Origin of the sequence: Caldicellulosiruptor kronotskyensis 2002, from assembly GCF_000166775.1 — a bacterium.
Classification (GTDB): Bacteria; Bacillota; Thermoanaerobacteria; order Caldicellulosiruptorales; family Caldicellulosiruptoraceae; genus Caldicellulosiruptor; species Caldicellulosiruptor kronotskyensis.
Genome location: NC_014720.1, coordinates 1,706,305 through 1,732,305, shown reverse-complemented (window position 1 = coordinate 1,732,305; position 26,001 = coordinate 1,706,305). Strand labels below are relative to the sequence as shown.

Below are 26,001 nucleotides of genomic sequence, written 5' to 3'. Positions count from 1 at the left end.
TTTCAATATACTAAGTAAAACAGTAAAATTCAATACTGCAAAAAATAAGCTGCCCCAGCTTAAAAGGCAGTTTTGGGCAGCATGCATACAACCTATTTTAAATCAAATCTTTCTTTTATAATCTGAACAGCTTTTTCCTCGTCTTTCTGGTCAATCAAATATGATATGTCAACCTCACTTGTTGTCACCATCTTAAGCTCAACACCTGCTTCAGCTAAAATGGTGAAGAGTGATGCTGCAACGCCGGGAATGTCTTTCATTGCTTCACCAAAGATAGAAAGCTTGCTCAAACCCGACACGATATCAATTCTCAGGTGAGGAATCTCTTTTTTGAACTTGCTGAGTGCTGAGATTGCCTTTGGTACATTTTCTTCGTCAAGGCTAAATGATAGGTTTATGTTTCCTTTATAAGGTGCTGTTTGGCTTATCATATCGATGTTTATTCCATGGTTTGCCACTTCATTGAAGATAGATGCTATTAAGTCAATTTTATTAGGGACATTGTCAAGAGTTATCATGGCAACGTTCTGAGTGACATTTAAATTTGTCACAGGCTTCAAATTTAAAACACCTCACATTGAATTAATCAAATCTTTCATATTATATATACCCGCGCCTTTGCCTATCATAAACATTGCAGCCTTGATTGCCCCGTTTGCAAAGATTTCTTTTGAAAGTGCTGTGTGTTTTATCTCAATAATCTCATCAGGGCCGGCAAAAATGACACTGTGTTCACCCACAATTGTTCCACCGCGCACAGATGATATTCCTATCTCGTTTTGCTGTCTTTTCTTTCTCCTTGTATGCCTGTCATAGATATACTCATAAGAATTATTTGCAACCTCGTTTATTGCATCAGCAAGCATCAGGGCTGTGCCAGAAGGTGAATCTATTTTCTGGTTATGATGTTTTTCGATGATTTCAATATCAAATGACGGACCAAGAGCCTTATAAGCCTTCTGAATAAGCTCTGCAACAAGATTTACTCCCAAAGACATATTGGCAGACCAGAAAATAGGAACTTGCTTTGAATATTCTAAAATTTTAGCTTTCTGTTCAGATGTAAAGCCTGTTGTTGCTATTACAACTGGCTTTTGTTTCTGCTTTGCAAACTCAAGTATTTTCATTGTTGCTTCAGGAAGAGAAAAGTCAATTATGACATCAACGTTTTCAGTAACTTCCTCAGGACTTTTGTAAACAGGATAGTCAAAGTTTTTAGTTGTATTTAAATCAATTCCTGCAACAATCTTGATATTGTCATAGTTTTTAGCAACTCTGCTCACAACCTGACCCATTTTGCCATTGCAGCCATTAAGTAAGATGCTAATCATTTGTGTCTCACATCCAATCCTTGTTATTATTTTATTCTCATTCTTTTACCGAAATGCCATAGTCAACAAGTGCTTTTTTGAGTATTTCCCTGTTCTTTTCTGTCATAGTGGTAAGTGGCAATCTTGGCTTTCCGACATTAAATCCCATCATGTTCATAGCTTCTTTTACAGGAATTGGGTTTACTTCAATAAAGAGTGCTTTGATTATAGGAAGAAGCTTTAGCTGAAGTTCTCTTGCTTTTTCAATTTCACCGTTTAAGAAATATTCAACAATGTCATGTGTTTCATCAGGCAGAATATTTGCCAGCACTGAGATAACGCCAATTCCACCAACAGAGAGAATGGGTACAATCTGGTCATCATTTCCAGAATAGATATCAATTTCAGGACAGAGCATAGCAATTTCAGCAACTTGTGTGATGTTGCCACTTGCTTCTTTTATTGCCTTTATATTTGGCAGTTTTGCAAGCTCTTTCATGGTTTCAGGCAGGACATTTAATCCTGTTCTTGATGGTACGTTGTAGACAATAATAGGAATTGATACAGCATCGTTTATTTCTTTAAAGTGCTCAATCAATCCTTTTTGAGTTGTTTTGTTGTAGTATGGTGTTACATGCAAAAGACCATCTGCACCAAGCTCCTGTGCTTTTTTGGAAAGATAAACGGCATGTTTTGTGTGATTGCTACCAACACCAGCAATAACAGGTTTTCTACCGGCTACTCTGTCAATTACAAATCTGATTACTTCTAAATGCTCATCATCTGGCATTGTTGAAGGTTCCCCAGTTGTACCACATACAATGATTGCATCTGTCTTGTGCTCTAAGTGAAAGTCAACAAGCCTTCCAAGAGTTTCAAAGTCTACACTTTCCTCATCTTTAAATGGTGTTATTAAGGCAACACCTGAACCTTTAAAAAGAGACATAGCAAATAAACCCTCCCAATTTATTCAAACTTTAAAGTTTATCCACTTTTCAATTAGCTAAAGAAATATTCTATTACCTTTTCAGCAATCTGGACAGCGTTTGTTGCTGCTCCTTTTCTTATATTGTCTGCAACAACCCACAGATTTACGCCACTTTCAACAGATTCATCTCTTCTAATTCTTCCAACGTAAACTTCATCTTTTCCAGAAACATAAATTGGCATTGGATATAAAAGATTTGCAGGGTCGTCCTGAACAACTACACCTTTAGCATTCTTGAGAATTTCTTTTAACTCTTCTAAATCAAACTGCTTTTCGAACTCCACATTTATTGATTCGCTGTGACCGTTGAAAACAGGAACTCTAACAGTTGTTGCAGTAATCTTTATAGAGTCATCATGTAAAATCTTTCTTGTCTCGTTTATCATCTTCATCTCTTCTTTTGTATATCCATTTTCTAAAAATACGTCAATATGGGGAATAACATTTCCTGCAATTGGATATGGAAACTTCTTTGGAGGAGCACCTTTTAATCCTTCTTCTAAATCCAAATATCCTTGATACCCTGCACCTGAAACTGCCTGGTATGTTGAGTACACAATTCTTTTTATTTTGTACCTGTCATGCAAAGGTTTTAAAACAACAACTGCCTGGATGGTTGAACAGTTAGGGTTTGCAATAATTCCCTTGTGCCATTTAATATCTTCAGGGTTAACCTCCGGTACAACAAGAGGAACATCCTTTTCCATACGCCATGCACTTGAGTTGTCAATTACAATACAGCCTTTTGATGCTGCAATTGGAGCAAAGTGAAGAGATGTTGAAGCACCAGCAGAGAACAAAGCAATGTCAATGCCCCTGTCGAATGAGTCTTCTTTTAACTCTTCAACTGTGTATTCTTTTCCCATAAACTCAACTTTTGTCCCTGCTGACCTGCTTGATGCAAAGAGGAAATATTCTTCAACCGGCAGATTTTTCTCTTCCAAGACCTTTAAAAATGTTCTTCCAACCATGCCTGTTGCGCCAACTATTGCCATTCTGATTTTCTTTGCCACTTTACTGTAAACCTCCTCTTCAAAAATTAAAGTTATGTTTCAATGTGTTTGTGCAAAACTAAAAAAAGCTGGTTTTTGAGCCAGCTTCTGTTAATATATTGTACATCAAGTATACAATATATTAACAGATAGCGCTCCACCAATTTTTCAATTGGTGACAGTTGCATGGATATTCTCCATGCACCCAGGGAAGTTTCCAAGAAGAAAGAAACTCCCTTCGGCGTCTTTTCCTTTCAACAGGTCTCATCTGTGTCTTCTTTCACATCCACCTGCCTACTCTTAAAAGACGCGCCTCTATCTATTAATATATTATGAGTTATTCACTTGTGGTGTTTATTTAATAATACCATTAAGATTCTTTACATGTCAAATTTTTTTGAAAGACTAAGAGCTCTTTTTTATGTGTGATATAATTTAAATATTGAGATGTTAAAAGGGACAAAAAGAAAATGGAGGATGAATGATATGGAAAAAATTAGAGAAAGATTTGCTAACTTTCAGAAAGCACTTTAAAATATTTCTTCACCCAGAGCAGTTTTCAAAGAAGCATTTTCAGTGGGCTTGATTGAAAATCAAGAAAAATGGCTAAGGATGATTGAAGATAGGAACTTGACGGTCCACACCTATGATGAATGTGTTGCCAAAATAATATTTGAGAGAATAATAAGTGACTACTTACCTTTGTTTGAGGAACTTGAGAAAAAAATTGAGGAGTTGATTAAATGAAATTTAGGATTGAAGATGTCATATTTGAGAAAATTATGGAGCTTATCAGAAATGAAAGGACAATAAAAAAGGCTATATTATTTGGTTCAAGAGCAAGAGGTGATTATAAAAAAATTCGGATATTGACATTGCAATAGTGGTAGATGGTGAAACAACAGCTGGTTTTAAATTAGATTTGGATGAAGCTGCAGGGCTTTATAAGGTTGACTTAGTTGAACTTGAGAAATTAGAAAACGAAACGTTCAGAAATAAAATCTTAAAAGAAGGAATTGTAATATTTGAAAGGAGAGTTTAAATCAAATGTTTAAAGTAGGAATTGGATATGATGTTCACAAATTTGTCGAGGGAAGAAAACTTGTATTGGGCGGAGTTGAAATACCATTTGAAAAAGGGCTTTTGGGACATTCAGATGCGGATGTTTTGGTTCATGCCATAATTGATGCCATTCTTGGTGCTATGGGGGAAAATGATATTGGAAGGCTTTTTCCAGACAGTAGCCCTAATTATAAAGACATTTCAAGCTTGGTCCTTTTAAAAGAAGTGGCAAACCTTTTGGAAGAAAAGAATATGAAAATAGTGAACATCGATTCAACAGTAGTTACCCAAAGACCCAAGATTTCTCCTTATACTAATGAGATGAAGAATAAAATTGCAGATTGTCTCAAGATAGAAAGTACGCAGATAAATATCAAGGGAAAAACAACAGAAGGATTGGGGTTTGAAGGAAGAGAAGAAGGAATCTCAGCATATGCAGTTGTTTTGATTTGCGAATAAATGTTTGATAAAATGAAGTACAAGAGATATAATTAAGTATAAGAATAATTTTGGAAGTGATAAGATGTTAGACCTTTATAGTTTATCTGAACAGATAAATGAGAAGAAAGAGATTTTAGCAAAACACGAAAAAGAACTAAAATCAAATATTGAAAATGTGCTTACATTTTTAAAATCGATAGATGGAAGAAAAATTCAAAGCATTCTTGCCAAAATTCCCAGCAAGGATGAGAAAAATGAGATTTTATTCTGCCTTCCATACTATAGCAATTACAATGAATTTTTGAAATCTCACAAATGCCATTTGAATACTGACTATGAGGTGTTTGCAGTAGATGGCAGTAATACAGAAATAGATAGGCATATTCTAACACCTTATTATGTGCTGAACATAGCGTGTGTCTTTATTGCCTATGGAGAAAAAGAAAGTAGATTTTGGTACAGAACTTTTCCCTACATTTACCTCGACCAGGAATTATATTCTGATAAAGACAACGTTACTTTTAAAAATACTTCTGAGATATCACAAGAGCGCCAGCAAAAAGAGTTTGAGGCAATTTTAGAGTATATAGAAAAGAGTACTCAAACAGATAAGCTAAAAATAGTGCTTTACGACGGCAATCTTGTTGACTGGTCGCAAGACAGGCAAGGTATGCGTTTTGGCAGAAAAGCAAATGCTATTCTTGAAAGGATATTCATCCTGGCAGAGCAAAAGAAAATAGCCGTATGCGGTTTTATTTCTATCCCTAAAAATTCAATTATTTCAAATATTTACAGAATACATATGTGTGAGAAACCAAGGATAAACTGTAGAGAGTGTCCAAAGAATCAAAAAAGAGAGTGCGAAAAGATAGGCAGAATGAAAGATGTGGTTTTATTTTCCAGTCTTAAAGAGGGAGAGTATTCAAATATCTTTTACACCTTAGGAAGAGCTTTTGATGAGTTTGAAAAGACCGATATAGGCTTTGTTTATTTGAACACAGGTTACGAGATAGCACGAGTTGAGTTTCCGCTCTATATAGCAAACGATAAAAACTGGTTTGAAAGTTGTCTGGGTGCTATTTATCATCAGTGTCAGCTTGGGTTTGGTTACCCTATATCTTTGACCCATGCCCATGAATTTTCTGTAATATCTAAAGACGACAAGGATTCGATAGAAAGCATGCTGCAAAGTTTTGAAGATAATCTTGTGCACTACTCTGCTAAAAAGAACAATAAGATAAAAAGAATAATATAAAAAGGAGTAGTTTTAGTGATGATAGTAGGTGAGATAATAGATATCTCTTTTACACAGCTTACTTGTGAGGCAAAGGATTTGAACAACATACCTACACCTGGAAGGTTTATAAAATTTAATTTGGATGATTACACAGTGGTCGGTTGTGTTACAAGATATGATATCGGCAGCATATCCGAGGGAGGATACCCGAGAGCTTTATGGAAATCACCAGAGGAGATTAAAAAGCAGTATCCACAAATTAGCCATATTTTGAAAGGTTATTTTAAATGTGTTGTTCTTGGATACATAGTAGATGGCAAGTTTGTTGGATGTCTTCCTGACAAAAGTATAAGACTTCACAGTTTGGTTGAGTTGGCAAACCAAAAAGAAATTCTTCTTGCTACTCAAAATGGTCTTTTTCTAAATTCTGTGCTGAAAGCAAAAGATATTGACATTATTGAAGTTATCCCGTGGATGCTCTTTTTTGCATATCTTGCAAGAGGAAAAGACTATTATTATATAGAACAGATGGGAAAAAGCTTGAATGCTTATCTTAAATATGACCTAAATTTACTTGAGCCTATAATTGAAAGGTTAGAGAATCTGATAATGACTGTACAAGAAGGGTGATTGAGATATGGCAAGTAGTATGTATGAAGTGAACAAGATTGGTAAAATCATAGGTGGTTCGTATTCAGAAGGTCTTGCAATAAAAGTAGAGGATGATTCTGTTGTGGAAAGTACAAGGATTGGAGCAATTCTTGTTAGCCAAACAGAAAAGAGGAAGTACTACTGTATGCTTACCGACATGATAATAGATGGCATGAACAAGCAATCTTTGTCAGAACTTCCGCGAGGGAACTCAAGCCTACTTTTGAACAGGATTACAAGAGGGACTTCTATTTACACCGTGTTCAAGGCACAGCCAGTTCTTTCATATGACCTTGAGGAAAAGAAAAATCAGCCTATAAGAAACATACCCGTTCATGCTTCAAGTGTTAGAAGAGCTACCTATGATGATATTTCAGATGTGTTTGGAAGTTTTGAAAAAGATCCAAAACGTTATTTTCCAGTTGGAAGTGTTCTGGACATGGACGAAAGCTCTACAGTTTGCATAGATATGGAAAGGTTTATTGAACGAAGCAGTGGCATTTACGGCAGGACTGGTACAGGAAAATCATTTATAGCAAGATTATTGATGGCAGGGATTATCCTTTGTGATAAGGCATCGCTTCTCATTTTTGATGCTCACTCAGACCATGGACCTGACAGCGTTGATGAGGAAAACCGACATGTCAGAGGACTTAAAAGTCTTTTTGGAAGCAAAGTCCAGATAATGACAATTGAAAACAATTCATCTTTATCAGGTGTTTTGCCGATTGAGATTGATGTTAGAGATGTTGAGATCGAGGATATTTTATCAATTGCAGAAGAGCTAAACCTCAATGAGACAGCACAACAGGTTATGATTGCACTGAAAAATAAATTGGAGACAGAGGGTAAACACTGGCTTGAAGAGATACTTATAAATGGTGAGGACTTAGCAGAGAGGTTTAAAGACAGTGAAGCTGTTGTCAATAGAAGCTCTCTTTTAGCACTTATCAGAAAACTTTCTGTGTTAAAAGAATTACCCTACCTTAGATATGATAGACGACCTGGTACAAATTCAATTGATATAATTTTGAATTATCTTCAAAAAGGTATCAGCGTTGATATAACATTTGGGAAAAATGATAAATTACTCAACTATCTTTTTGTTACTAATGTTCTTTCAAGACGCATTTATCAGAAATACATGCAAATGTATGAAAGATATATTTCGAATAGACAAAAATATTACCCTCCAAGGCCACTTGTGATTGCAATTGAAGAAGCACACAGATTTTTGTCACCTGATGTTGCAAAACAAACAATATTTGGAACAATAGCAAGAGAGATGAGAAAAGCTAAGGTAAGCCTTATGTGTATAGACCAGAGACCTTCTCAGATAGACAGCGAGATTGCATCGCAAATTGGAACAAGGGTTATTTTATCACTTTCTGATGAAGCTGACATTACAAGTGCACTTGCTGGTATGAAAAATAGTAAGCAGCTGAGGGCAATTATAGAGTCGCTTGATTCGAAACAGCAGGCTTTGTTAATAGGTCATGCAGTTCCTATGCCAATTGCGATAAAAACGAGGGGGTATGATAGTAGCTTTTATGATTTTGTTTCAATTTATTTCAAAAAAGATGAAGTGGATGAAAAGTATGAAAGAACTTTAGAGGCATCTAAGAAGTGGCTTGATGAGATGGACTATTAAATTAAAAATTTTTTAAGAGGGAGAATAAGATGGCAATTAGAGGAGTTCATACAGCTGACCTTCATTTCGGAGTGACAACTTATAGCCGCGAAACTCCAGACGGACTTGGCTCACGTGTACATGACTTTTTCAAAACATTTGACAGAATATTGCAGTTTATAAGAGATAACAGCATTGACTTTTTGCTTATAACAGGCGATATTTTTAAAGACAGGGAACCAAACTCTACGCTGAGGAATATGTTTTACAAGAGGATTGTGGATATTTCGAAAGAAGGTGTTTTGGTCATTATAATTCCAGGCAATCATGATATGCATCCATTTGAGACAAAAGACCATTCTGTAAAGGTCTTTGAGATATTTGAACAGCCAAACATTGTTGTAATGGACAAACCTTTTGAAGTCAAAGAATTTGAAATAAGAGATGAAAAGCTTCGCATTATAGCTGTGCCATACCTTTATCTTGAAAGGTTTGTGGATGAGACATTTCCTCAAAAGACAGAAGAGCTTGATATGATAGCAGCCAATTTTTTTGAGAAAAAACTAAGCCAGGTTTTAGACTCTTCAGAAGATAATATTCCAACAATACTTGCTGGGCACTTTACTGTAGTAGAGGCGCAGATTGGAAGCGAAAGATCAATTATGCTTGGCAAAGACATAAAAGTGCCTCTTTCATGCCTTTTAAATCCAAAGTTAAAATTTGTGGCCCTTGGACACATTCACAAGCCTCAGATTTTACATGCAGCAAACCCTACTGTGCTGTATTGTGGGTCGCCTGATAGAATAGATTTTTCTGAAGCAAACGACAGCAAGGGGTTTGTTGTGTTTGAATTAGATAAAGATAGCTTTAGGTTTGAGTTTCAACCTGTTAAGGTAAGACCTTTTTGCCAGTTGGAGATTGATGTGTTTGAAGACCAAGTAGAAAATCTCACCAAAAAGATTCTTGACAAAATAGAAGAGAAAATACAAATTTTTGAGCAAAATACTTCAAGTAGTATTCAGGTTTCGGTTGTAAAGCTCATAATAAAAACTCAGAGTTTGATAAAAGAGAAGATTGACATTGGGCTTGTTGAAAGGTTTTTGAGAGACAGATGTTTTGTTTTAGCGCCTATCGAAATTGAGGTAATTGACTCAAAGAAAGATTTTAGAATTGCTGAGGTTGATGAAAAGTCGGACCCTGTTGAGGCATTCGAAAAGTTTTTATCTGCAAGCCAGAAATACAGGGATGTAGAAAATAAAGATAAGATTGTATCAGAATTTAAAAAACTTCTACATGAAATCCAAGAAAAATAAGGGAAAAGTAAGAGGTGGGGATGTAATTTGAAACCTCTTTTTTTAAGGATTGAAAATTTCAAATCATACAAGGATAGTCAGAACGAGATTGATTTTAGTAATATAAAAGTTGCTTGTATCATAGGGAAGAATGGAAATGGAAAATCTTCTATTGCTGAAGCAATTGCCTGGGCACTTTTTGGTGAGTTTGAAAGACTTCAAACAGGAAAACGTGGAAAAGTTGCAGAAACAGAGTATATAAACTCACATAGTGATTATATGCAGGTTGAATTTGAATTTGAATTGAATAAGACCATATATAAAGTTGTGAGAAGACTTGATAGAAGAGGTAAAAAGTACCTTTCACTTTTTGTTAGAAAAGCAGACAGCCTCATACCTATAAATGAAGCAACTAACACCCAAACTCAAGAAAAGCTTCAGAATATTTTAGGAATAGATTTTAATGTCTTTTTGCATTCAACATATCTTTCTCAAAAGAGAACAGAAGATTTTTTGCTGTCTTCGCCAGAGGACAGACGTGAAGTGCTTGCAAAGATATTGAACCTGAGCATATATGACAGGATAAACGAACTTGCGAAAGAAAAACGAAGAGAAATAAAAGTTTTGCTGGATATAAAGAACAGAGAAATAGAGGAAGAAAATAAGATTTTGTCAGAGGAAGAGTCTATAAAATCTTTGGTGGCTGATTTGGAAAAGAAGAGAACAGCAATTGAAGCTGAATTAAATGGTTTGAGAAATGAACTAAATGCCCTTATTTCAAAAAAGTCTGAAATAGAACAAAAACTTAGTTTATTGAGTCAGAAAAAGAGTGAAATGATAGAACATCAGAGAAAAGCTGAGGAGATAAGGTATAGGATTGAAACTGCCAGAAAAGAGCTTTTAAAAATTGAAGAAAAGTTAAATGAAGAAGATAAAATAACTGCAATGGTTAAAGAGTATGAGATGGTAAAAGAAAAGGTTGAACTCAAGAGAAAAGATTATGAAACGTATCTTGAGCTCAAAAATAAAATAGTTCTGTGTGAGAGGGACATAAAAAACAAACTGGATCAGAAAAGAATATTTGAAAAGAGTATTGAAGAAAGTAATTTACAACTTAATAATGAAACTTCTGAGATTTCAAAGTATGAAGAAGAGATAAAAAAAGTAGAGATTGAAATTTCAAAGGTCGAAAATGAGCTGGAAAAAGTAAAACAGTATAAACATGAACAAGAGAAAAAAAGAGATGAGATTGTAAAACATGAAAAGTTGTTAGAAGTGGTGGAGAACAAATTAAAAGAGCTTGCTTCAAGTTACAGGCTCATAGAAGCAAATCAGGGAAGGTGCCCAGTATGCTTGCGTCAAATTAATGGCCAGGAAGAAAAAGAGCATATAAAGAGTGAAATTGCAGCCCAGGGTAGGGAATTTAAACAAAGAAGAGAAAGTTTGATAAAAAAACTTGAAATTTTGAAAAAAGAGTTTTCTGAGCTTGAAGAGAAGATAAAACTTGAAGAGGTTCTTCGGGCAAGAGAAAAAAAGCTTCACGGGATGTTTGAAAACTTGAAGGCTAAGGTGGGGCAGAAAACACAAAACATTGTTAATCTACAAAATTCAGTAATTCAGGTGACCCAAACTATAAAGCTTTGTGAAGATGAGATAGAAAGGTTAAAAGAAGAGATGACAAACCTAAAAAGAGAAATTTCCATTTTAAACTTTGATGAGAATTACTACATCCAGCTTTTGCAAAGAGAAAAAGAACTTGAAATATATCAAAGCCTATTTAATGAGCTTACTATAAACAAGGTCAAAGCTGAGAATTTAAAAAAGGAGATACTTGAGTATCAAGAACAGGAAAAAGAGATTTTGAAAAAGGTTGAGGATTTAAAGCAGGAGATAGCAAATATATCTACTATTGCACATACTGCAATGCTTGAAAAAGTAAAGTCAGATATTCTAAGCTGTGAAAGTAAAATAAGAAATCTTCAAGAAAGTCTTAATTCTGTTTTAAAGGAATTGGGAATCCTTGAGCAGAAACTAAATCAGATTGAAGAGGCAAAAAAGAAGTTATTGAGGCTTGAGAGTGAAATAGAGGAGATGAAAAAAAAGATTGAAATATACGACATAATAATAGATATCACAGGACCAGATGGAATAAAAAATGAGATTATTGCGAATACGCTGCCACAGATAAGAGATGAAGCAAATGGACTTTTAAAAATACTAACAAACGGAGCATTTTCAATAGATTTTAAAACCCAAAAAGAAACAGCATCTGGAAAAACAATAGAAACTCTCCAGATAGAAATTTCTGATGCAAACGGTACAAGAAACTATGAGCTTTTTTCTGGAGGAGAGCTTTTCAGGATAAATTTTGCTATCAGAATTGCTCTTTCAAAGGTACTTCTCAAAAGAGCAGGTGCTTCAATCAGAATGCTAATTTTAGACGAAGGTTTTGGTTCTCAAGATGAAGAGGGAAAAGACCACATTGTTGAATGTTTGAATAGAATTAAAGACCAATTTGACACTATACTTGTTATAACCCACATTGAGGACTTAATGGATGCATTTGACCAACGGATTATTGTTAAAAAAGATGTGGAAGGGTCTAAAATTTTTGTTGTATAATATTAAAGTATTTTTGAAAAGAAATTAATGTTGGATAAGGAGGTAAAACTTTAATGGCAAAAAATAAGTTTCCTGGGCTTGGTGGTGGCTTTAATATAAATCAGCTCCAAAAACAGGCAAAAAAGATGCAAGAGGAAATAGAAAAGTTGCAAGAGGAATTAAATCAAAGGGAGATTGAGGTAAGTAGTGGCGGTGGTGCTGTCAAGGTTGTTATTAATGGTAAAAAAGAAATAAAAAGCATTCAAATATTACCCGAGGTTGTTGACCCGGAAGATGTAGAAACTTTGCAGGATTTGATAGTTGCATGTGTAAATGAAGCTATAAGAAAAGTTGACAAGATGGTTGAAGAAGAGATGCAAAAAGTTACAGGGTTTGGTATCCCAGGTCTTTTTTAAAACGAGGTTGAGATGAAGATGCAGCAAAAAGAAAATGCTATATCGAAACTAATTCAGCAGCTTGAAAAGCTTCCGGGAATTGGGCAAAAAACTGCCCAGAGGCTTGCATTTCATATCATTAACATGAAAACCGAAGATGTCAAAGCACTTGCTGATGCTATCTTGAGTGCTAAAACCAGCACAAAACTGTGCAGAGTGTGCTGTAACTTTACAGAAGACGAGGTATGTCCTATCTGTAAAGACGAGAAAAGAGACAAAAGTATTATCTGTGTTGTGGAAGAACCACAGGATGTTGCAGCACTTGAAAGAGTAAAGGAATATAAAGGACTATATCATGTATTGCACGGGGCGATATCCCCGCTCAAAGGTAAATACCCTGAACAGCTTACCATTGATGTTTTGATGAAAAGACTTTCTGACCCACAAATCAAGGAGGTTATAATTGCCACAAATCCTGACGTTGACGGTGAGGCAACTGCCTCCTACTTAGCGAGGCTTATAAAACCAATGGGTATCAGGGTTACAAGAATTGCCAGAGGAATTCCAGTTGGTGGAGACATTGAGTATGCTGATGAGGTTACAATTCTTAAAGCAATAGAAGGAAGAAGAGAGATTTAGTAGTATATTAAATAAAATATTGGTGCATAATATATAAAAGAAGCTTTATAAATGAGGTTAAATGCTAATTTAAGATGAAAGTAGATATTTTAAATGTTGTCACAGACCAATTTGTAGATAAACTTAGCAAAGAAATGGATGATCAAAAAAGAAATGACTATGAATCATTACTTAATTATGTAAAAGGTTTACTTGCCTCGGCAAACACCATTTTTAATTTCGCTTCTGATCAAGACCTTATAGAGATTGCCATCTATCAACAAATTCTTGCTGAAAAGTGGTTAAACTACCTGTATAAAATCTTAAAGCAGAACCCTCACTGAAAAAGAGGGTTCTTTTTATTTTTGATTTGACATAAATTTATATTTAGAAAAGTTAAATCAGAGGGAATCAATATATGAAACTTTTTGATTTAATTGTAAGATTTATTCTTACTGCATCTTTTATCATCCTTTTTAATCTCATGTGCCAGCCGTATGGTCTTCATATTGGATTTAACATAATAAACCTTGCAATTGGAATTTTAATAGGATTTACCGGTTTTGCCCTGCTTTTTATTCTGGCTCTTCTTTTTAGGTAAAAAAGTATATTCAGGAAGCTTTATTAATTCTTTCTTTTCCAGTACACCAATTAAATAGCCTATCCAGGATGAAACAGGCAAGAATAATGTGGTTATCCAGTAAGTTGTTATTATAACATTGACTGAATGCTTAGATTTTGCAATCTCATCTGCGTATGAATATACTCCAATAAAAGGGGAGTTCCAAAGTCTATATGCTACATTTGCCCAATGAGTATTTAAAAAACCCTTATCATTCAGAGATACATAATTTGTTGCCAGTATAGCTAAAACAATTGTGGGAAGTGAAGCTATAGCTATAGCTACAGCACCTTCTAAAAGAGACAGTGCATCTCTTTTTTTTGCATGAAACCTGCCACTCGAAAAATTTCCATACAAATAAAGTAGACAGATAAATATGCCACTTATTAGCTGTGAAGTTACTCCCCTGAAAATCGAAAAATATAGGTACATAAAGGCTATAAATATGACAGTTGTTAGAAAGTGGTTTTTCAAAATGTGCAGACTATATAGAAATATCTTTTTGGTTTTCATTTCGTATTTTAAAAACCCCCTGATGTTTAATTTTATTTCCCCCTCTAATTATATCAAAGTTTGCAATCGAAATAAATTAGATATATACTTTTTCTATATACAAAATAAAAAGGAGTGCAAAGTCTGTTGGCAATTCTTGTGACAGGTGGTGCTGGCTTTATAGGGTCGCATATTGTCGACAAACTCATTGAAAGAGGGTATGATGTATGCGTTGTGGACAATCTTCTTTCCGGCAACGTTTGTAATATTAATCCAAAATCTAAATTCTATCAACTTGATATTCGTGACAATTTAGAAAAAGTATTTGAAGAAAATAAGATTGAATATTGCATACACCAGGCAGCTCAGGTGAGTGTTGCAAAGTCTATGGAAGATTCTTACCTTGATTGCAGTATAAATATCTTGGGCACGGTTAATCTTCTTGATTACTGCGTAAAATACAAAGTAAAAAAATTTATTTTTGCATCATCAGCAGCAGTTTATGGAGAGCCAAAGTATATTCCAATTGACGAAAATCATCCGTTAAGACCAGAATCTTTTTATGGTTTGTCTAAGCTTACTTCAGAAGAGTATATAAAGATGTTTGCACACAAGTTTCATTTTGAGTATATCATTTTTAGATATTCAAATGTCTATGGACCACGACAGGACCCGTTTGGAGAGGGCGGAGTTGTATCAATTTTTTGTGAGCGTATGCTGGGTAGCAAAGATGTAATTATATATGGAGATGGGACTCAGACAAGAGACTTTATATATGTTGAAGATGTTGCTGAAGCAAACTGTATTGCACTGGAAAGTTCTGTGTCGGGAACATTTAATCTGAGCACTGGTAAAAATATATCGGTAAATGAACTATTTGAGATTCTTTCTGGCTTGACAGGGTACAAAAAAAGTCCTGTTTATCAATCAAAACGGCCCGGCGATATTGCACACAGCTGTCTTTCAAATAATCTTTTAAAGAGTGTATTAGGATTTTCACCACAATTTTCACTTTTGGAAGGATTGAAAAAGACAGTTGAATGTTTTATATCTAAATCTGTTTAACAATTTTTATAAAGGGTATCATTATATCATAAGATTTAATATACTTATAAATGCTATTAAAAAGGGGTTGTTTGGAATATGATAAAAAGAGGTTTCAGATATCAAACAGGCGAAATCGATGAGGTTGCAAAGCTTTTAAAAGAAGGAAATATCCCTGAGATTGATATCGACTTTGAATATGAGATTAAAGAAGTCATAAGCGACCTTGAAGGTTTTGGGTTTGAAGTTGCCACTGATAATGCCTATGATTATGATGCAGTTGATAAAATAGAGCATCCGGATTTTATGTTTAGGTTGAAAATGGTTGAGAAATCTACAGGCAAGATTTGTTATTTGGACTTTTACGAAGGACCAAATGACCAAGAAGATGGTTATGATGAAATCTGGTGGGGATAATATATTTGTAGATGAATTTGAGTGTTGACATGTGCCAATTTTTGTATTACAATAATCTATATTTAGAAAAGAGGTGAATTTATTATGGATATGTTTGCAGACAATGTAGTAACATTGGTAGATGAGGAAGGAAGAGAGATATCTTTTGAGATGCTTGATAAAGTCAATTACAATGGCAATGACTATATAGTACTTCTTCCTTTAGAAGAGATGGAGAAAGAAGATGAAGAGGCTGAGGTTGTAATTCTCAGAATAGAAGATAGAGACGGTGAAGAGGTATATGTGGGTGTAGAAGACGAAGAAGAGCTTGAAAACGTATTTGAAATCTTCCAGTCCAGATTTGATGACGAAGACTTTGATATGTATGACGATGATGAAGAGTAAGTGAAAAATAAAGCACGGCCAATTTTTGAGGTCGTGCTTTATTTTTTTCTCTCAATTTGTGATATAATGGAATTAATTAAATAAAATCATAAAAAGAAGGTGATAAATAAGTGAAAAGAATTATTAAAAAAGCAATCATTCCTGCGGCAGGACTTGGAACAAGGTTTTTGCCGGCAACAAAGGCACAGCCAAAAGAGATGCTTCCCATTGTGGACAAGCCAACAATTCAATACATAGTTGAAGAAGCGTTAGAATCGGGGATAGAGAGTATTTTAATTGTTACAGGGCGTGGCAAAAGAGCAATTGAAGACCACTTTGACAAGTCTTTTGAACTTGAAGTTGCACTTGAAAACAAGAAGGATTATGATAATCTTCAGCTAATAAGAAAAATAGCAGACTACAATGTTCATTACATACGTCAAAAAGAGCCAAGAGGACTTGGTGATGCAGTATACTGTGCAAGACTTTTTATTGACAATGAACCTTTTGCAGTTTTGCTTGGTGATGATATCATCATTTCTGAAAAGCCATGTTTGAAACAGCTGATAGAGGTGTATGAAGAGTACAGGACAACCATCCTGGGTGTGCAAAAAGTATCAGATGATGATGTTAGCAAGTATGGAATTGTGGCAGGAAAACAAATAGAAGATAGAATCTATAAGGTAAAGGACCTTGTTGAAAAACCAAAAAAGGAAGAAGCACCTTCGAATATCGCTGTGCTTGGAAGATATATCATCACTCCTGAGATATTAAATATCTTGGAACACACAAAAGAAGGTGTTGGTGGAGAAGTACAGCTGACAGATGCCTTAAGAGAACTTTCAAAAAAAGAAGCTATGTATGCTTATGAGTTTGAAGGGAAAAGATATGATGTGGGCAATAAACTTGGATTTTTGCAAGCAACAGTTGAGATTGCTCTTTCAAGAAAAGACATTGGCAAAGATTTTTACAATTATCTTGTTACTCTTGTAAATGCCAAAAATTATAAAGAGAAATTACACGAATTAGAAGAAATTTAAGATTAGTTTTTTAGCCACTTTCAAAAAAGTGGCTTTTTTGTTATTGAAAATTAAGTCATATTTATATATAATATTGGCATAAGAATTTAATACCTGATATTAATATCAAATATTAAATCATGGTGATAAAATTATGGCAAAGCTATCAAGAAAAGAAAGACACAGACTTTTGCTTCAAAGAATAAAAGAAAATCCTTTTATAACTGATGAGGAGTTAGCAAGTGAATTTGGATGTTCTGTCCAGACAATAAGGCTTGACAGAGCGATTTTGGATATCAAAGAAGTTCGAGAAAGAATAAAAGAAATGGCAAAAGAGAGCATATCTAAACTTAAAACTATTTCACCGCGAGACGTAGTGGGAGAGATTATTGACATAGAGCTTGAGAATTTTGCCATTGCAATGTTTGAACCACAGCTTTGGATGACCTTTAGCAATAGTAATATGGTCAAGGGTCAGTACATCTATGCTTTTGCTGAATCTGTTGCTATGTCAGTTATTGATGCTAAAGCAGCTTTGATTGGGGTGGCGAATATAAAATATAAAACACCAGTTTTTGCAAATGATAGGCTTGTTGCAAGAGCTGAGCTGAAAAAGAAAAGGAACAATAAATATATAGTATGGGTATTTATCAAGAGGAATAATGAAGAGGTTTTCAGAGGCAAATTTATACTTGTCGCTTTGAGTGAAGAGACTAATTCAGCGCATTAGGAAATGGGAGTGTAGTAAAATATGAGGATTGGTATTGATGCAATGGGCGGTGACAACGCACCACATGCAGTTATAGAGGGCGTTGCACTCTATTTAAAGGAGAATAGAGATGACGAAATAGTAATTTTTGGCGATAAAAACATTATTGAAGAAGAGTGTGTTCAAAGAGTACAACCTCTCGATAAATTAGAAATAATAGATTGTAAAGAAAAGATAGAATTTGAAGATGAACCAGTAAAAGCAATAAGGCAAAAGAAAGACTCATCTATCGTAGTGGGTTTGCAGTACTTGAAAGAAGGTAAGATTGATGCTTTTGTATCAGCAGGAAGCACTGGTGCTTTGATGGCAGGCGGGCTTTTGATTGTTGGAAGAATCAAAGGGATAGATAGGCCTGCTTTGACAACTAAGCTTCCCTACAAAGATGGGCAGTACCTTTTAATTGATGTTGGGTCTAACACAGATTGCAGACCAATAAATATTTTGCAGTTTGCTCAGATGGCAACAGTGTATGTAAGTAAGGTGCTTGGTAAAAAAAACCCGACAGTCGGGCTTTTGAATATAGGCACAGAAGAAAATAAAGGCAATGACCTTTCAAAACAGTCGTATGAACTTTTAAAAAGTGCAAAAAACATAAACTTTGTGGGGAATGTTGAGGCAAGAAGTTTGCCATTTTCACCCCCTGATATAGTTGTGTGTGATGGATTTGTTGGCAATATAGTTTTAAAACTTACAGAGGGAATGGGACTTTTGTTTTTTGATATCCTAAAAGATATTGCAAAATCAAGTTTTAGAGCCAAAATTGGTGGACTTTTGTTAAAACCGTACCTCAAAAGATTAAAAGGTAAATACGATTACAAGGAAGTAGGAGGAGCTCCTCTTTTGGGAATAGATGGAATAATAGTAAAATGTCATGGTTCATCAGATGGGCAGGCAATTTTCAGCGGAATACATCAAGCAAAGGCTTTTTATGAAAATAATGTATTAGCATTACTTAAAGAAGAAATCACAGCCGAAAGCGAGGTCTAAAAAATGAAACACAATGTCAAGATTCTTTCAACAGGAAGATTTGTACCCGAGAGAATTCTTTCCAACCATGATTTAGAAAAGATGGTTGATACATCTGATGAATGGATAACCCAGCGAACAGGTATAAAAGAAAGAAGAATAGTTGATGGAAAACTTTCTACAACCGACTTAGCAGTCCAAGCAGCAAGAAATGCTATGCAAAAGGCAGGAATTTTACCGGATGAGATTGACCTTGTGGTTGTTGCAACAGTAACACCTGAGATGTTTTTTCCTTCAACAGCATGCCTTGTTCAAAAAGAGTTAAAACTTAAAAATGCATTTGCTTTTGACATATCCGCAGCATGTTCAGGTTTTATATATGGTATGGCAATTGCTACTCAATTTATTCAAAACGGGTTTTGCAAAACTGCTCTTGTTATAGGTGCCGAAGCACTTTCTAAGGTAACTAACTGGTCTGACAGGTCCACATGTGTGCTTTTTGGTGATGGGGCAGGTGCTTCCATTTTAACAGCTTCGAGCGAAGAAGGAATTTTAGGGTTTGAGCTTGGAAGTGATGGGGAAAACGGGCTTTTGCTTTACTGTCATGCGTTTGGGCTCAGTGATTTGAGCTATTCTCAATTTAAAGATATGCCAAACTTTAGAAAAATCTATATGGATGGAAATGAGGTTTACAAATTTGCTGTTAAAATAATGCCGTACGCAGTTGAAAAGGTTTTGGAAAAGGTTGGGCTTTCTTCTTCGGATATTGATGTTTTCATACCCCATCAAGCAAATATAAGGATAATTGAAAGTGCTGCAAAGAGGCTCAAAATTCCAATGGAAAAGGTGTTTGTTAACCTGCACAAATATGGTAATACATCTGCTGCATCAATCCCAATTGCACTTGATGAGGCAATAGAAGAAGGAAAGATAAAAAAAGGTGACAAGATTGTACTTGTTGGATTCGGAGGAGGCCTTACGTGGGCATCTTGTGCTGTTAAATGGATTTAGAAAGGAGAGGTTATACAGTGGGGAAGTTAGCAATAATGTTTCCTGGTCAGGGTGCACAATTTGTTGGTATGGGTTATGATTTTTATCAAAATTTTGAGCCTGCCAAAAGGATTTTTGATTTAGCAAATGAAGCTTTAGATTTTGATTTAAAGAACGTTATTTTCAATGGTCCCGAAGAGGAACTTAAACTTACAAAAATTACTCAACCTGCAATTCTTACAACCTCAATTGCAATATATGAAGTTGTGAAAGAAAAACTTGAACCTGAAGCTGTATTTGGTCAGAGTTTAGGAGAGTACTCTGCGCTTGTTGTATCTGGTTGTATTGATTTTAAAACTGCTGTGTGGCTTGTTTCAAAAAGAGGAGAATATATGCAAAATGAGGTGCCTGAAGGTGTAGGAGCAATGGCAGCGGTTTTGGGCTTGTCAGCAGAAGATGTAAAAGAAGTCTGTAGAATAGCAAAAGAGAAGGGAGTTGTTGAAATTTCAAACATCAATTCTCCTGAACAGACGGTGATTTCTGGAGAAAAACAAGCTGTGTATTTTGCAATGGAGATTGCAAAGCAAAAGGGAGCAAAAAGATGTGTGGAACTAAACGTCTCTGCACCATTTCACTGCAGCCTTATAAAAGGTGCAGGAGAGAAGCTGAAAAAACATTTATTAGAAATTGATATAAAAGAACCTCAAATCCCCGTTGTATCGAATGTTACAGCAGACTATATGAAAAAAGAGGATATAATAGACCTTTTAGAAAAACAGGTTTATACTACTGTTAACTTTCTTGGATGTGTAAATAGACTTTTGGAAGATGGATTTGATACATTTGTAGAGATAGGACCTGGAACCACTTTAAGTGGTCTTGTAAAGAAGATAAAAAAGGATATTAAAATTATAAACATTAACAAGGTTGAAGACATGAATAATCTTTAACATCGCATTCATAAGATTTTGTTGTAGGAGGATTTTAAATTATGGAACTATTAAAAGATAAAGTGGCGCTCATTACAGGCGCATCACGTGGAATTGGAAGAGCTATTGCTTTAAAGTTTGCTCAAAACGGAGCAAATGTAGTTATTAACTATTCGTCAAGTCAGTCCCAAGCAGAAAATTTGAAAGAAGAGATAGAGAAAATAGGAACAAAAACGATGATAATAAAATGTGATGTTTCAAATCCAGATGAGGTAAGTCATATGTTTTCACAAGTGGAAAAGGAGTTTGGAAGGCTTGATATACTTGTTAATAATGCCGGAATTACAAAAGATGGACTAATTCTTAGAATGAATGAGGAGGATTTTGATAAGGTTATTGCGATAAACCTAAAAGGAGCGTTTTTGTGCGCAAGAGCAGCTGCCAAAATGATGGTAAAACAGCGGTTTGGCAATATAATTAATATATCCTCTGTTGTAGGAATTGCAGGAAATGTTGGACAGGCAAATTATGCAGCGTCCAAAGCAGGAATAATAGGTCTTACTAAGTCTCTTGCAAAAGAACTTGCGTCCCGCAATATCAGGGTAAATGCAATAGCACCAGGATTTATTAAAACTGACATGACAGAAGTTTTAAGTGACAAGGTAAAAGAGGCCATGCTTTCTTCCATCCCACTTGGTCGATTTGGCGAGGCTGATGAGATTGCAAACGTGGCACTTTTTCTTGCCTCAAGCCTTTCATCCTATATTACTGGGCAAGTTATTGTTGTTGACGGTGGGATGATTATGTAATAATATTCTTAAGTAGGGCGATTATTAAAAATACAAAATTTTTGGAGGTGTTTTTTGTGAACAGCGAAATTTTTGAAAAGGTAAAAAAGATCATAGCAGACAAACTTGACATTGAAGAAGACAAGATAACACCTGAATCTTCTTTCTTGGACGACCTTGGTGCAGACTCACTAGACATTGTTGAGCTTATCATGGAGCTTGAAGAAGAGTTTGGCATTGAAATTCCAGATGAGGATGCAGAAAAGATTAGAACAGTTGCAGATGCGGTAAAATATATTGAAGAGCATCAATAAAAAATACTTGCCCCTGCTTTTAAGAATTTCAAAAGCAGGGGTAAAGTATTCAACTTTTAAACGTTTAGGAGGTAAACTTGAATGAAAAGAAGAGTTGTGATAACTGGGCTGGGAGTTATATCCTCTTTGGGATTTGATATAGATACATTTTGGAATTCTATCAAAAATGGGAAAAATGGTATCAAAGTTGTAGAGAAATTTGACATTTCAAACTTTCCTACAAAGGTTGCTGCAGAGATTGTAAACTTTGACCCCACAAATTACATAGACAAAAAAGAAGCACGAAGAATGGATAGGTTCACACACTTTGCTTTAGCAGCAACAAAACTTGCACTTGAAGATAGTAAACTCAATTTAGAAAACATTGACAAGACAAAAGTTGGTGTGGTAATAGGAAGTGGCATTGGGGGAATTGAGACATTAGAGGAACAGGCAAATATCTTGAGAGAGAAAGGACCATCAAGGGTAAGTCCTTTCTTTGTTCCAATGATGATAGCAAATATTGCAGCAGGACACATTGCAATAACATATGGATTCAAAGGTATAAATGAAACAATTGTTACAGCATGTGCCTCTTCCGCACATGCAATTGGAGAAGCATTTAGAATGATTCAGCAAGACTATGCTGATGTGATAGTCACTGGCGGGTCTGAGGCGGCAATCACTCCACTTTCATTTGCAGGTTTTTGTGCTATGAAGGCAATGTCAACAAACCCTGATCCAAATTCTGCCTGCAGACCGTTTGATAAAGACAGGGACGGTTTTGTAATGGGCGAAGGTGGAGCGATACTTATCTTAGAAGAACTTGAACATGCAAAAAAGCGAGGAGCTAAAATATATGCTGAGGTTGTGGGATATGGTGCGTCAGATGATGCATATCACATAACAGCACCTGACCCAGAAGGAGAAGGGCCTATGCTTGCAATGCAAAGGGCAATAAAGGATGCAGGAATTGATCCTGAAAAGATAGACTATATAAATGCTCATGGTACTTCTACACCTTATAATGATAAATACGAAACACTTGCAATTAAAAAATTGTTTGGTGAACATGCATATAAACTTTCAGTAAGTTCTACAAAGTCTATGACAGGTCATTGGCTTGGCGCTGCAGGAGCAGTGGAAACATTGATAACTGCATTGGCAATATATAACCAATTTGTTCCACCAACAATTAATTATGCTACCAAAGATGAAGAGTGCGATTTGGATTATACTGTTAATCAGGGCAGAGAAAGAAATATTGAGTATGCTATGACAAACTCTTTCGGTTTTGGAGGTCACAACGCAGTTCTTGTTCTTAAAAAATACGAAGAATAGAAAAATAAAGATGCCCCAATTTTAAAGTAGAAATTGGGGCATTTTGTATTTGTTAATGAAAGATTTTTGAGGAAAGGGGAAAACAGAAGTAAGGATGGAAGAAATAGAGAAAGCTTTGGGATACAAATTCAAGGATAAAAATCTGTTGAGGCTTGCGCTTACTCATAAATCGGCAACACATAGTAACAAAAACTGCTATGAAAGGCTCGAATTTCTTGGTGATGCAGCTTTAGAACTTGCTGTGAGCAAATATTTGTTTGTCCATTTTCCAGAGCTTTCTGAAGGTGAACTTACTAATATAAGAGCTGCAGTTGTGTGCAGTCAGACGTTATCTAAGATTGCAGAAAAGCTGAATCTTAAAAATCATATAATTTTTGGTAAACGTGAAAAAATGGAAAAATTTCATGAGAACAAATCTATTTTAGCAGATGTAGTTGAAGCTATTTTTGGAGCAATTTTTATTGAATCTGGCTTCGAAAAACTTGAGAAGATTATTGTTAATCTTCTTAAACCTTACATTCAAAAAGCTGTAGCAGGCAAGCTTTTTTACGATTACAAGACAAAGCTTCAAGAGTTTGTACAGAAGGAAGGGCAAAAAAAGATTGTGTACAAAGATTATGAAATAATTGAAAAGAAATATTTCAAGTCAGAACTTTTCATTGAAGGGAAAAAAGTCTCTGAAGGATACGGAACTTCAAAAAAAGAGGCTCAGCAGGATGCAGCGTATAAATTCTTGCTTGAAATGGGGGAGAAAGAGGAGTGAAACATAGGATTTTACCCATATTTATTCCCCAGTATGCCTGTCCTTTTAACTGTATATTTTGCAATCAAAAAACAATATCTGGAGAAAAAGAAGAGGTAAGCTTGGATAGGATAAAAAGGCAGATTGAACAAGGACTGAAAATTAATTTAGATGAGGAGGTTGAACTTGCATATTATGGTGGCAATTTTACTGCCATCGATATAGATTTTCAAAAAAAATTGCTTGAACTTGCTAATAGTTTCGAGAGAATAAAGAGTATTCGAATTTCCACAAGACCGGACTGTATTGATGAGGAGAGATTAATATTATTAAAATTTTACAATGTGAGAACAATAGAACTTGGAATCCAAAGTATGTTTGACCATGTTTTAAATGCGTGCGCAAGAGGACACACTGCTCAGCATAGCAAAAATGCAATGGAAATGATAAAAAAGTTTGGGTTTTTACTCGGGGTTCAGGTTATGGTAGGGCTTCCAAAATCAACACCTGAGATGGATATTGAAACAGCAAAGATATTGACCAGTTTTTCGCCTGACATTGCAAGGATTTATCCAACTCTTGTCATAGAGGGTACTTATCTTGCAAAGATGTACCAAAAAGGAGAATATGAGCCTCTTTCTTTAAATGAGACAGTAGAAAGATGTAGCCAGATAAAATCCATATTTATAGAAAAGGGCGTAAATGTTATTAGAGTTGGGCTTCAGCCAACAGAAGAGATAAATTACAATGCAAAAGTTTTAGCAGGACCTTTTCATCCTTCGTTTGGTGAGCTTGTAGACTCAGAGATAATATTCAGAAAGGTAGTAGAAAGATTACAAGACCAAAAGTTTACTAAAGTATTGTTTATAGTACATCCTAAGAACTACTCAAAATTTGTAGGACAGAAAAAAAGTAATATCAAAAGGTTTAAACAGCTTTTTTCTCATGCTGAAATTGAAGTGTTATGTAGCAATGAAGAGGTTGATAAGATAAGGATGATTACAGAATCTAATGAAACTGTAGTTGATATTAGCCGACTTTAAGGTTATTTAACATAGATTTAACATTCATTTTAATTTGATTTAACATTAGTTGTGTAAAATCGTAATATATCAGAAACATAAGGGTAAAAATAATATGTAAAAAATTAAAATGGGGAGTGGAATAAATGTACAAAAAATCTTTTGTTTTAGTAGTTGTATTATCTTTTTTGAGTTTACTTCTTTTTGGATGCAAAAATGTAGGAAATGAAGCTCAGAAATCTAAAAATTCGATTACAGTTGCGGGTTCAACTTCTGTTCAGCCATTGGCAGATGATTTAGCAAAGGCGTTTATGGAAAAACACCCAGACACCAAAATTGAGGTCCAAGGCGGAGGTTCAGGTGTTGGGATAAAATCAGCCAGAGACGGTGTTGCTGATATTGGCACATCTTCGAGAGAACTAAAACCAGAAGAAAAAGGTCTTCATGAATACAAGATAGCAGTTGATGGAATTGCAATTGTTGTGCATCCTTCAAATCCTATTGAAAATCTTACAATAAAACAGATAAAAGATATATATACAGGCAAAATAAAAAGTTGGAAAGATGTTGGTGGCAAAGATGCGCAGATTGTTGTTGTAACACGAGAAGAGGGGTCTGGAACACGTGGTGCATTTGAAGAACTTGTGATGGGTGGTAGTTCAATTTCTGATTCTGCAGTTGTTCAGCCATCACAAGGTGCTGTGAAACAGTCCGTTTCGCAAGACCCTAATGCAATAGGATATATCTCAATAGGTGTGCTGGATTCAAGTGTTAAAGCTGTAAAAATAGAAGGAGTGGAACCTACAGATGCTAATGTAAAAAATGGCAAGTATAAACTTCAGAGACCTTTTCTGTTTTTGACTAAGGATGAACCAAAAGGTCTTGTAAAAGAATTTATTGATTTTACTTTAAGCGAAGAAGGACAGGCCATTGTAGAAAAGCACCATTACATCAAAGTGAAGTAGTAATTTATTGTAATGGGGTGTA

32 protein-coding genes and 1 riboswitch are annotated in these 26,001 nt (G+C 35.1%); of the genes, 27 read left to right on the top strand and 5 right to left on the bottom strand.

Annotated features, from left to right (window positions below):
- Positions 1-92: 92 nt before the first annotated feature.
- The 4 genes from CALKRO_RS07910 to CALKRO_RS07895 are packed head-to-tail and all read right to left on the bottom strand — an operon-like array spanning position 93 to position 3,293.
- Positions 93-560, bottom strand: coding sequence for an ACT domain-containing protein (locus CALKRO_RS07910; protein WP_013430516.1), 468 nt, complete (start codon positions 558-560; stop codon positions 93-95).
- 12 nt (positions 561-572) lie between these two features.
- A complete protein-coding gene (dapB, locus tag CALKRO_RS07905) occupies positions 573-1,331 on the bottom strand; it encodes a 4-hydroxy-tetrahydrodipicolinate reductase (protein WP_013430515.1) in 759 nt (252 codons plus the stop codon).
- 37 nt (positions 1,332-1,368) lie between these two features.
- Positions 1,369-2,256 carry a 4-hydroxy-tetrahydrodipicolinate synthase gene (dapA, locus tag CALKRO_RS07900; protein WP_013430514.1) on the bottom strand — a complete coding sequence of 296 codons (888 nt, stop codon included), beginning with the start codon at positions 2,254-2,256 and terminating at the stop codon, positions 1,369-1,371.
- 53 nt (positions 2,257-2,309) lie between these two features.
- Positions 2,310-3,293 (bottom strand): aspartate-semialdehyde dehydrogenase, encoded by a 984-nt coding sequence (locus CALKRO_RS07895; protein WP_041741958.1) that lies wholly within the window; start codon positions 3,291-3,293, stop codon positions 2,310-2,312.
- 139 nt (positions 3,294-3,432) lie between these two features.
- Positions 3,433-3,616, bottom strand: a riboswitch (Lysine riboswitch).
- A 211-nt stretch (positions 3,617-3,827) separates the two neighbouring features.
- Between CALKRO_RS07895 and CALKRO_RS07890 the strand changes: the two genes are divergently transcribed.
- From CALKRO_RS07890 to CALKRO_RS14065, 13 genes are all read left to right on the top strand, one after another.
- Positions 3,828-4,037, top strand: coding sequence for an HI0074 family nucleotidyltransferase substrate-binding subunit (locus CALKRO_RS07890; protein WP_272940834.1), 210 nt, complete (start codon positions 3,828-3,830; stop codon positions 4,035-4,037).
- Complete coding sequence (locus CALKRO_RS13875) at positions 4,034-4,174, top strand: nucleotidyltransferase domain-containing protein (RefSeq protein ID WP_237699048.1); 141 nt, start codon at positions 4,034-4,036, stop codon at positions 4,172-4,174. The genes CALKRO_RS07890 and CALKRO_RS13875 overlap by 4 nt, the downstream gene beginning before the upstream one ends.
- Complete coding sequence (locus CALKRO_RS13870) at positions 4,174-4,332, top strand: hypothetical protein (protein WP_237699047.1); 159 nt, start codon at positions 4,174-4,176, stop codon at positions 4,330-4,332. The genes CALKRO_RS13875 and CALKRO_RS13870 overlap by 1 nt, the downstream gene beginning before the upstream one ends.
- A gap of 5 nt (positions 4,333-4,337) precedes the next feature.
- A complete protein-coding gene (gene ispF / locus CALKRO_RS07880; protein WP_013430512.1) occupies positions 4,338-4,811 on the top strand; it encodes a 2-C-methyl-D-erythritol 2,4-cyclodiphosphate synthase in 474 nt (157 codons plus the stop codon).
- Between the two features lie 64 nt (positions 4,812-4,875).
- A complete protein-coding gene (locus CALKRO_RS07875) occupies positions 4,876-6,048 on the top strand; it encodes a DNA double-strand break repair nuclease NurA (RefSeq protein WP_013430511.1) in 1,173 nt (390 codons plus the stop codon).
- An 18-nt stretch (positions 6,049-6,066) separates the two neighbouring features.
- Positions 6,067-6,660: a hypothetical protein gene (locus tag CALKRO_RS07870; protein WP_013430510.1), complete on the top strand. Its 594-nt coding sequence runs from the start codon at positions 6,067-6,069 to the stop codon at positions 6,658-6,660.
- A gap of 7 nt (positions 6,661-6,667) precedes the next feature.
- A complete protein-coding gene (locus CALKRO_RS07865) occupies positions 6,668-8,332 on the top strand; it encodes an ATP-binding protein (protein ID WP_013430509.1) in 1,665 nt (554 codons plus the stop codon).
- 29 nt (positions 8,333-8,361) lie between these two features.
- Positions 8,362-9,624, top strand: a complete 1,263-nt coding sequence (locus CALKRO_RS07860) for a metallophosphoesterase family protein (protein WP_013430508.1) — start codon at positions 8,362-8,364, stop codon at positions 9,622-9,624.
- 27 nt (positions 9,625-9,651) lie between these two features.
- Complete coding sequence (locus tag CALKRO_RS07855) at positions 9,652-12,225, top strand: AAA family ATPase (RefSeq protein ID WP_013430507.1); 2,574 nt, start codon at positions 9,652-9,654, stop codon at positions 12,223-12,225.
- Between the two features lie 53 nt (positions 12,226-12,278).
- Positions 12,279-12,620, top strand: coding sequence for a YbaB/EbfC family nucleoid-associated protein (locus tag CALKRO_RS07850; RefSeq protein ID WP_013430506.1), 342 nt, complete (start codon positions 12,279-12,281; stop codon positions 12,618-12,620).
- Between the two features lie 18 nt (positions 12,621-12,638).
- Positions 12,639-13,238 (top strand): recombination mediator RecR, encoded by a 600-nt coding sequence (gene recR / locus CALKRO_RS07845; protein ID WP_041741650.1) that lies wholly within the window; start codon positions 12,639-12,641, stop codon positions 13,236-13,238.
- 74 nt (positions 13,239-13,312) lie between these two features.
- On the top strand, positions 13,313-13,561 hold the full coding sequence (locus CALKRO_RS07840; protein ID WP_013430504.1) for a hypothetical protein: 249 nt from the start codon (positions 13,313-13,315) through the stop codon (positions 13,559-13,561).
- A gap of 74 nt (positions 13,562-13,635) precedes the next feature.
- Positions 13,636-13,818 carry a pro-sigmaK processing inhibitor BofA family protein gene (locus tag CALKRO_RS14065; protein WP_013430503.1) on the top strand — a complete coding sequence of 61 codons (183 nt, stop codon included), beginning with the start codon at positions 13,636-13,638 and terminating at the stop codon, positions 13,816-13,818.
- Here the strand turns inward: CALKRO_RS14065 and CALKRO_RS07835 are convergent.
- Positions 13,762-14,352, bottom strand: coding sequence for a hypothetical protein (locus CALKRO_RS07835; protein WP_013430502.1), 591 nt, complete (start codon positions 14,350-14,352; stop codon positions 13,762-13,764). The two genes, CALKRO_RS14065 and CALKRO_RS07835, sit on opposite strands and share 57 nt — an antisense overlap.
- 126 nt (positions 14,353-14,478) lie before the next feature.
- On the opposite strand from CALKRO_RS07835, the gene CALKRO_RS07830 reads away from it, so the two are divergent.
- The 14 genes from CALKRO_RS07830 (at position 14,479) to CALKRO_RS07765 (ending at position 25,979) form a co-directional block, all read left to right on the top strand.
- Positions 14,479-15,396: an SDR family oxidoreductase gene (locus CALKRO_RS07830; protein WP_013430501.1), complete on the top strand. Its 918-nt coding sequence runs from the start codon at positions 14,479-14,481 to the stop codon at positions 15,394-15,396.
- A 78-nt stretch (positions 15,397-15,474) separates the two neighbouring features.
- A complete protein-coding gene (locus CALKRO_RS07825) occupies positions 15,475-15,792 on the top strand; it encodes a hypothetical protein (protein ID WP_013430500.1) in 318 nt (105 codons plus the stop codon).
- 84 nt (positions 15,793-15,876) lie between these two features.
- Positions 15,877-16,176 carry a DUF1292 domain-containing protein gene (locus CALKRO_RS07820; RefSeq protein ID WP_013430499.1) on the top strand — a complete coding sequence of 100 codons (300 nt, stop codon included), beginning with the start codon at positions 15,877-15,879 and terminating at the stop codon, positions 16,174-16,176.
- A gap of 110 nt (positions 16,177-16,286) precedes the next feature.
- On the top strand, positions 16,287-17,195 hold the full coding sequence (gene galU / locus CALKRO_RS07815) for a UTP--glucose-1-phosphate uridylyltransferase GalU (RefSeq protein WP_013430498.1): 909 nt from the start codon (positions 16,287-16,289) through the stop codon (positions 17,193-17,195).
- 130 nt (positions 17,196-17,325) lie between these two features.
- Positions 17,326-17,904 (top strand): transcription factor FapR, encoded by a 579-nt coding sequence (fapR, locus tag CALKRO_RS07810; RefSeq protein ID WP_167316273.1) that lies wholly within the window; start codon positions 17,326-17,328, stop codon positions 17,902-17,904.
- A 21-nt stretch (positions 17,905-17,925) separates the two neighbouring features.
- Positions 17,926-18,930 carry a phosphate acyltransferase PlsX gene (gene plsX / locus CALKRO_RS07805; protein WP_013430496.1) on the top strand — a complete coding sequence of 335 codons (1,005 nt, stop codon included), beginning with the start codon at positions 17,926-17,928 and terminating at the stop codon, positions 18,928-18,930.
- Positions 18,931-18,933: 3 nt separating this feature from the next.
- Complete coding sequence (locus tag CALKRO_RS07800) at positions 18,934-19,920, top strand: beta-ketoacyl-ACP synthase III (RefSeq protein ID WP_013430495.1); 987 nt, start codon at positions 18,934-18,936, stop codon at positions 19,918-19,920.
- A gap of 17 nt (positions 19,921-19,937) precedes the next feature.
- Positions 19,938-20,849, top strand: coding sequence for an ACP S-malonyltransferase (gene fabD, locus CALKRO_RS07795; RefSeq protein ID WP_013430494.1), 912 nt, complete (start codon positions 19,938-19,940; stop codon positions 20,847-20,849).
- Positions 20,850-20,890: 41 nt separating this feature from the next.
- Positions 20,891-21,637 (top strand): 3-oxoacyl-[acyl-carrier-protein] reductase, encoded by a 747-nt coding sequence (gene fabG, locus CALKRO_RS07790; RefSeq protein ID WP_013430493.1) that lies wholly within the window; start codon positions 20,891-20,893, stop codon positions 21,635-21,637.
- 56 nt (positions 21,638-21,693) lie between these two features.
- Positions 21,694-21,930, top strand: coding sequence for an acyl carrier protein (locus CALKRO_RS07785; RefSeq protein WP_013290663.1), 237 nt, complete (start codon positions 21,694-21,696; stop codon positions 21,928-21,930).
- Positions 21,931-22,011: 81 nt separating this feature from the next.
- Positions 22,012-23,250, top strand: a complete 1,239-nt coding sequence (fabF, locus tag CALKRO_RS07780) for a beta-ketoacyl-ACP synthase II (RefSeq protein ID WP_013430492.1) — start codon at positions 22,012-22,014, stop codon at positions 23,248-23,250.
- Positions 23,251-23,344: 94 nt separating this feature from the next.
- Positions 23,345-24,013, top strand: a complete 669-nt coding sequence (rnc, locus tag CALKRO_RS07775; protein ID WP_013430491.1) for a ribonuclease III — start codon at positions 23,345-23,347, stop codon at positions 24,011-24,013.
- Positions 24,010-25,035 carry an elongator complex protein 3 gene (locus CALKRO_RS07770; protein WP_013430490.1) on the top strand — a complete coding sequence of 342 codons (1,026 nt, stop codon included), beginning with the start codon at positions 24,010-24,012 and terminating at the stop codon, positions 25,033-25,035. The genes rnc and CALKRO_RS07770 overlap by 4 nt, the downstream gene beginning before the upstream one ends.
- Before the next feature lie 125 nt (positions 25,036-25,160).
- Positions 25,161-25,979: a phosphate ABC transporter substrate-binding protein gene (locus tag CALKRO_RS07765; RefSeq protein ID WP_013430489.1), complete on the top strand. Its 819-nt coding sequence runs from the start codon at positions 25,161-25,163 to the stop codon at positions 25,977-25,979.
- Positions 25,980-26,001 lie beyond the last annotated feature (22 nt).

Bases quoted from the DNA above. Each gene is read 5' to 3' on its own strand.
- CALKRO_RS07870 (WP_013430510.1), top strand. From the start codon at position 6,067: ATGATAGTAGGTGAGATAATAGATATCTCTTTTACACAGCTTACTTGT.
- CALKRO_RS07840 (WP_013430504.1), top strand. From the start codon at position 13,313: ATGAAAGTAGATATTTTAAATGTTGTCACAGACCAATTTGTAGATAAA.
- CALKRO_RS13875 (WP_237699048.1), top strand. From the start codon at position 4,034: ATGAAATTTAGGATTGAAGATGTCATATTTGAGAAAATTATGGAGCTT.
- CALKRO_RS07860 (WP_013430508.1), top strand. From the start codon at position 8,362: ATGGCAATTAGAGGAGTTCATACAGCTGACCTTCATTTCGGAGTGACA.
- CALKRO_RS07875 (WP_013430511.1), top strand. From the start codon at position 4,876: ATGTTAGACCTTTATAGTTTATCTGAACAGATAAATGAGAAGAAAGAG.
- CALKRO_RS07865 (WP_013430509.1), top strand. From the start codon at position 6,668: ATGGCAAGTAGTATGTATGAAGTGAACAAGATTGGTAAAATCATAGGT.
- CALKRO_RS07895 (WP_041741958.1), bottom strand. From the start codon at position 3,293: ATGGCAATAGTTGGCGCAACAGGCATGGTTGGAAGAACATTTTTAAAG.
- plsX (WP_013430496.1), top strand. From the start codon at position 17,926: ATGAGGATTGGTATTGATGCAATGGGCGGTGACAACGCACCACATGCA.
- CALKRO_RS07835 (WP_013430502.1), bottom strand. From the start codon at position 14,352: ATGAAAACCAAAAAGATATTTCTATATAGTCTGCACATTTTGAAAAAC.
- ispF (WP_013430512.1), top strand. From the start codon at position 4,338: ATGTTTAAAGTAGGAATTGGATATGATGTTCACAAATTTGTCGAGGGA.
- CALKRO_RS14065 (WP_013430503.1), top strand. From the start codon at position 13,636: ATGAAACTTTTTGATTTAATTGTAAGATTTATTCTTACTGCATCTTTT.
- dapB (WP_013430515.1), bottom strand. From the start codon at position 1,331: ATGATTAGCATCTTACTTAATGGCTGCAATGGCAAAATGGGTCAGGTT.
- CALKRO_RS07825 (WP_013430500.1), top strand. From the start codon at position 15,475: ATGATAAAAAGAGGTTTCAGATATCAAACAGGCGAAATCGATGAGGTT.
- fabF (WP_013430492.1), top strand. From the start codon at position 22,012: ATGAAAAGAAGAGTTGTGATAACTGGGCTGGGAGTTATATCCTCTTTG.
- dapA (WP_013430514.1), bottom strand. From the start codon at position 2,256: ATGTCTCTTTTTAAAGGTTCAGGTGTTGCCTTAATAACACCATTTAAA.
- CALKRO_RS07820 (WP_013430499.1), top strand. From the start codon at position 15,877: ATGGATATGTTTGCAGACAATGTAGTAACATTGGTAGATGAGGAAGGA.
- recR (WP_041741650.1), top strand. From the start codon at position 12,639: ATGCAGCAAAAAGAAAATGCTATATCGAAACTAATTCAGCAGCTTGAA.
- rnc (WP_013430491.1), top strand. From the start codon at position 23,345: ATGGAAGAAATAGAGAAAGCTTTGGGATACAAATTCAAGGATAAAAAT.
- CALKRO_RS07800 (WP_013430495.1), top strand. From the start codon at position 18,934: ATGAAACACAATGTCAAGATTCTTTCAACAGGAAGATTTGTACCCGAG.
- CALKRO_RS07850 (WP_013430506.1), top strand. From the start codon at position 12,279: ATGGCAAAAAATAAGTTTCCTGGGCTTGGTGGTGGCTTTAATATAAAT.
- fabG (WP_013430493.1), top strand. From the start codon at position 20,891: ATGGAACTATTAAAAGATAAAGTGGCGCTCATTACAGGCGCATCACGT.
- CALKRO_RS07765 (WP_013430489.1), top strand. From the start codon at position 25,161: ATGTACAAAAAATCTTTTGTTTTAGTAGTTGTATTATCTTTTTTGAGT.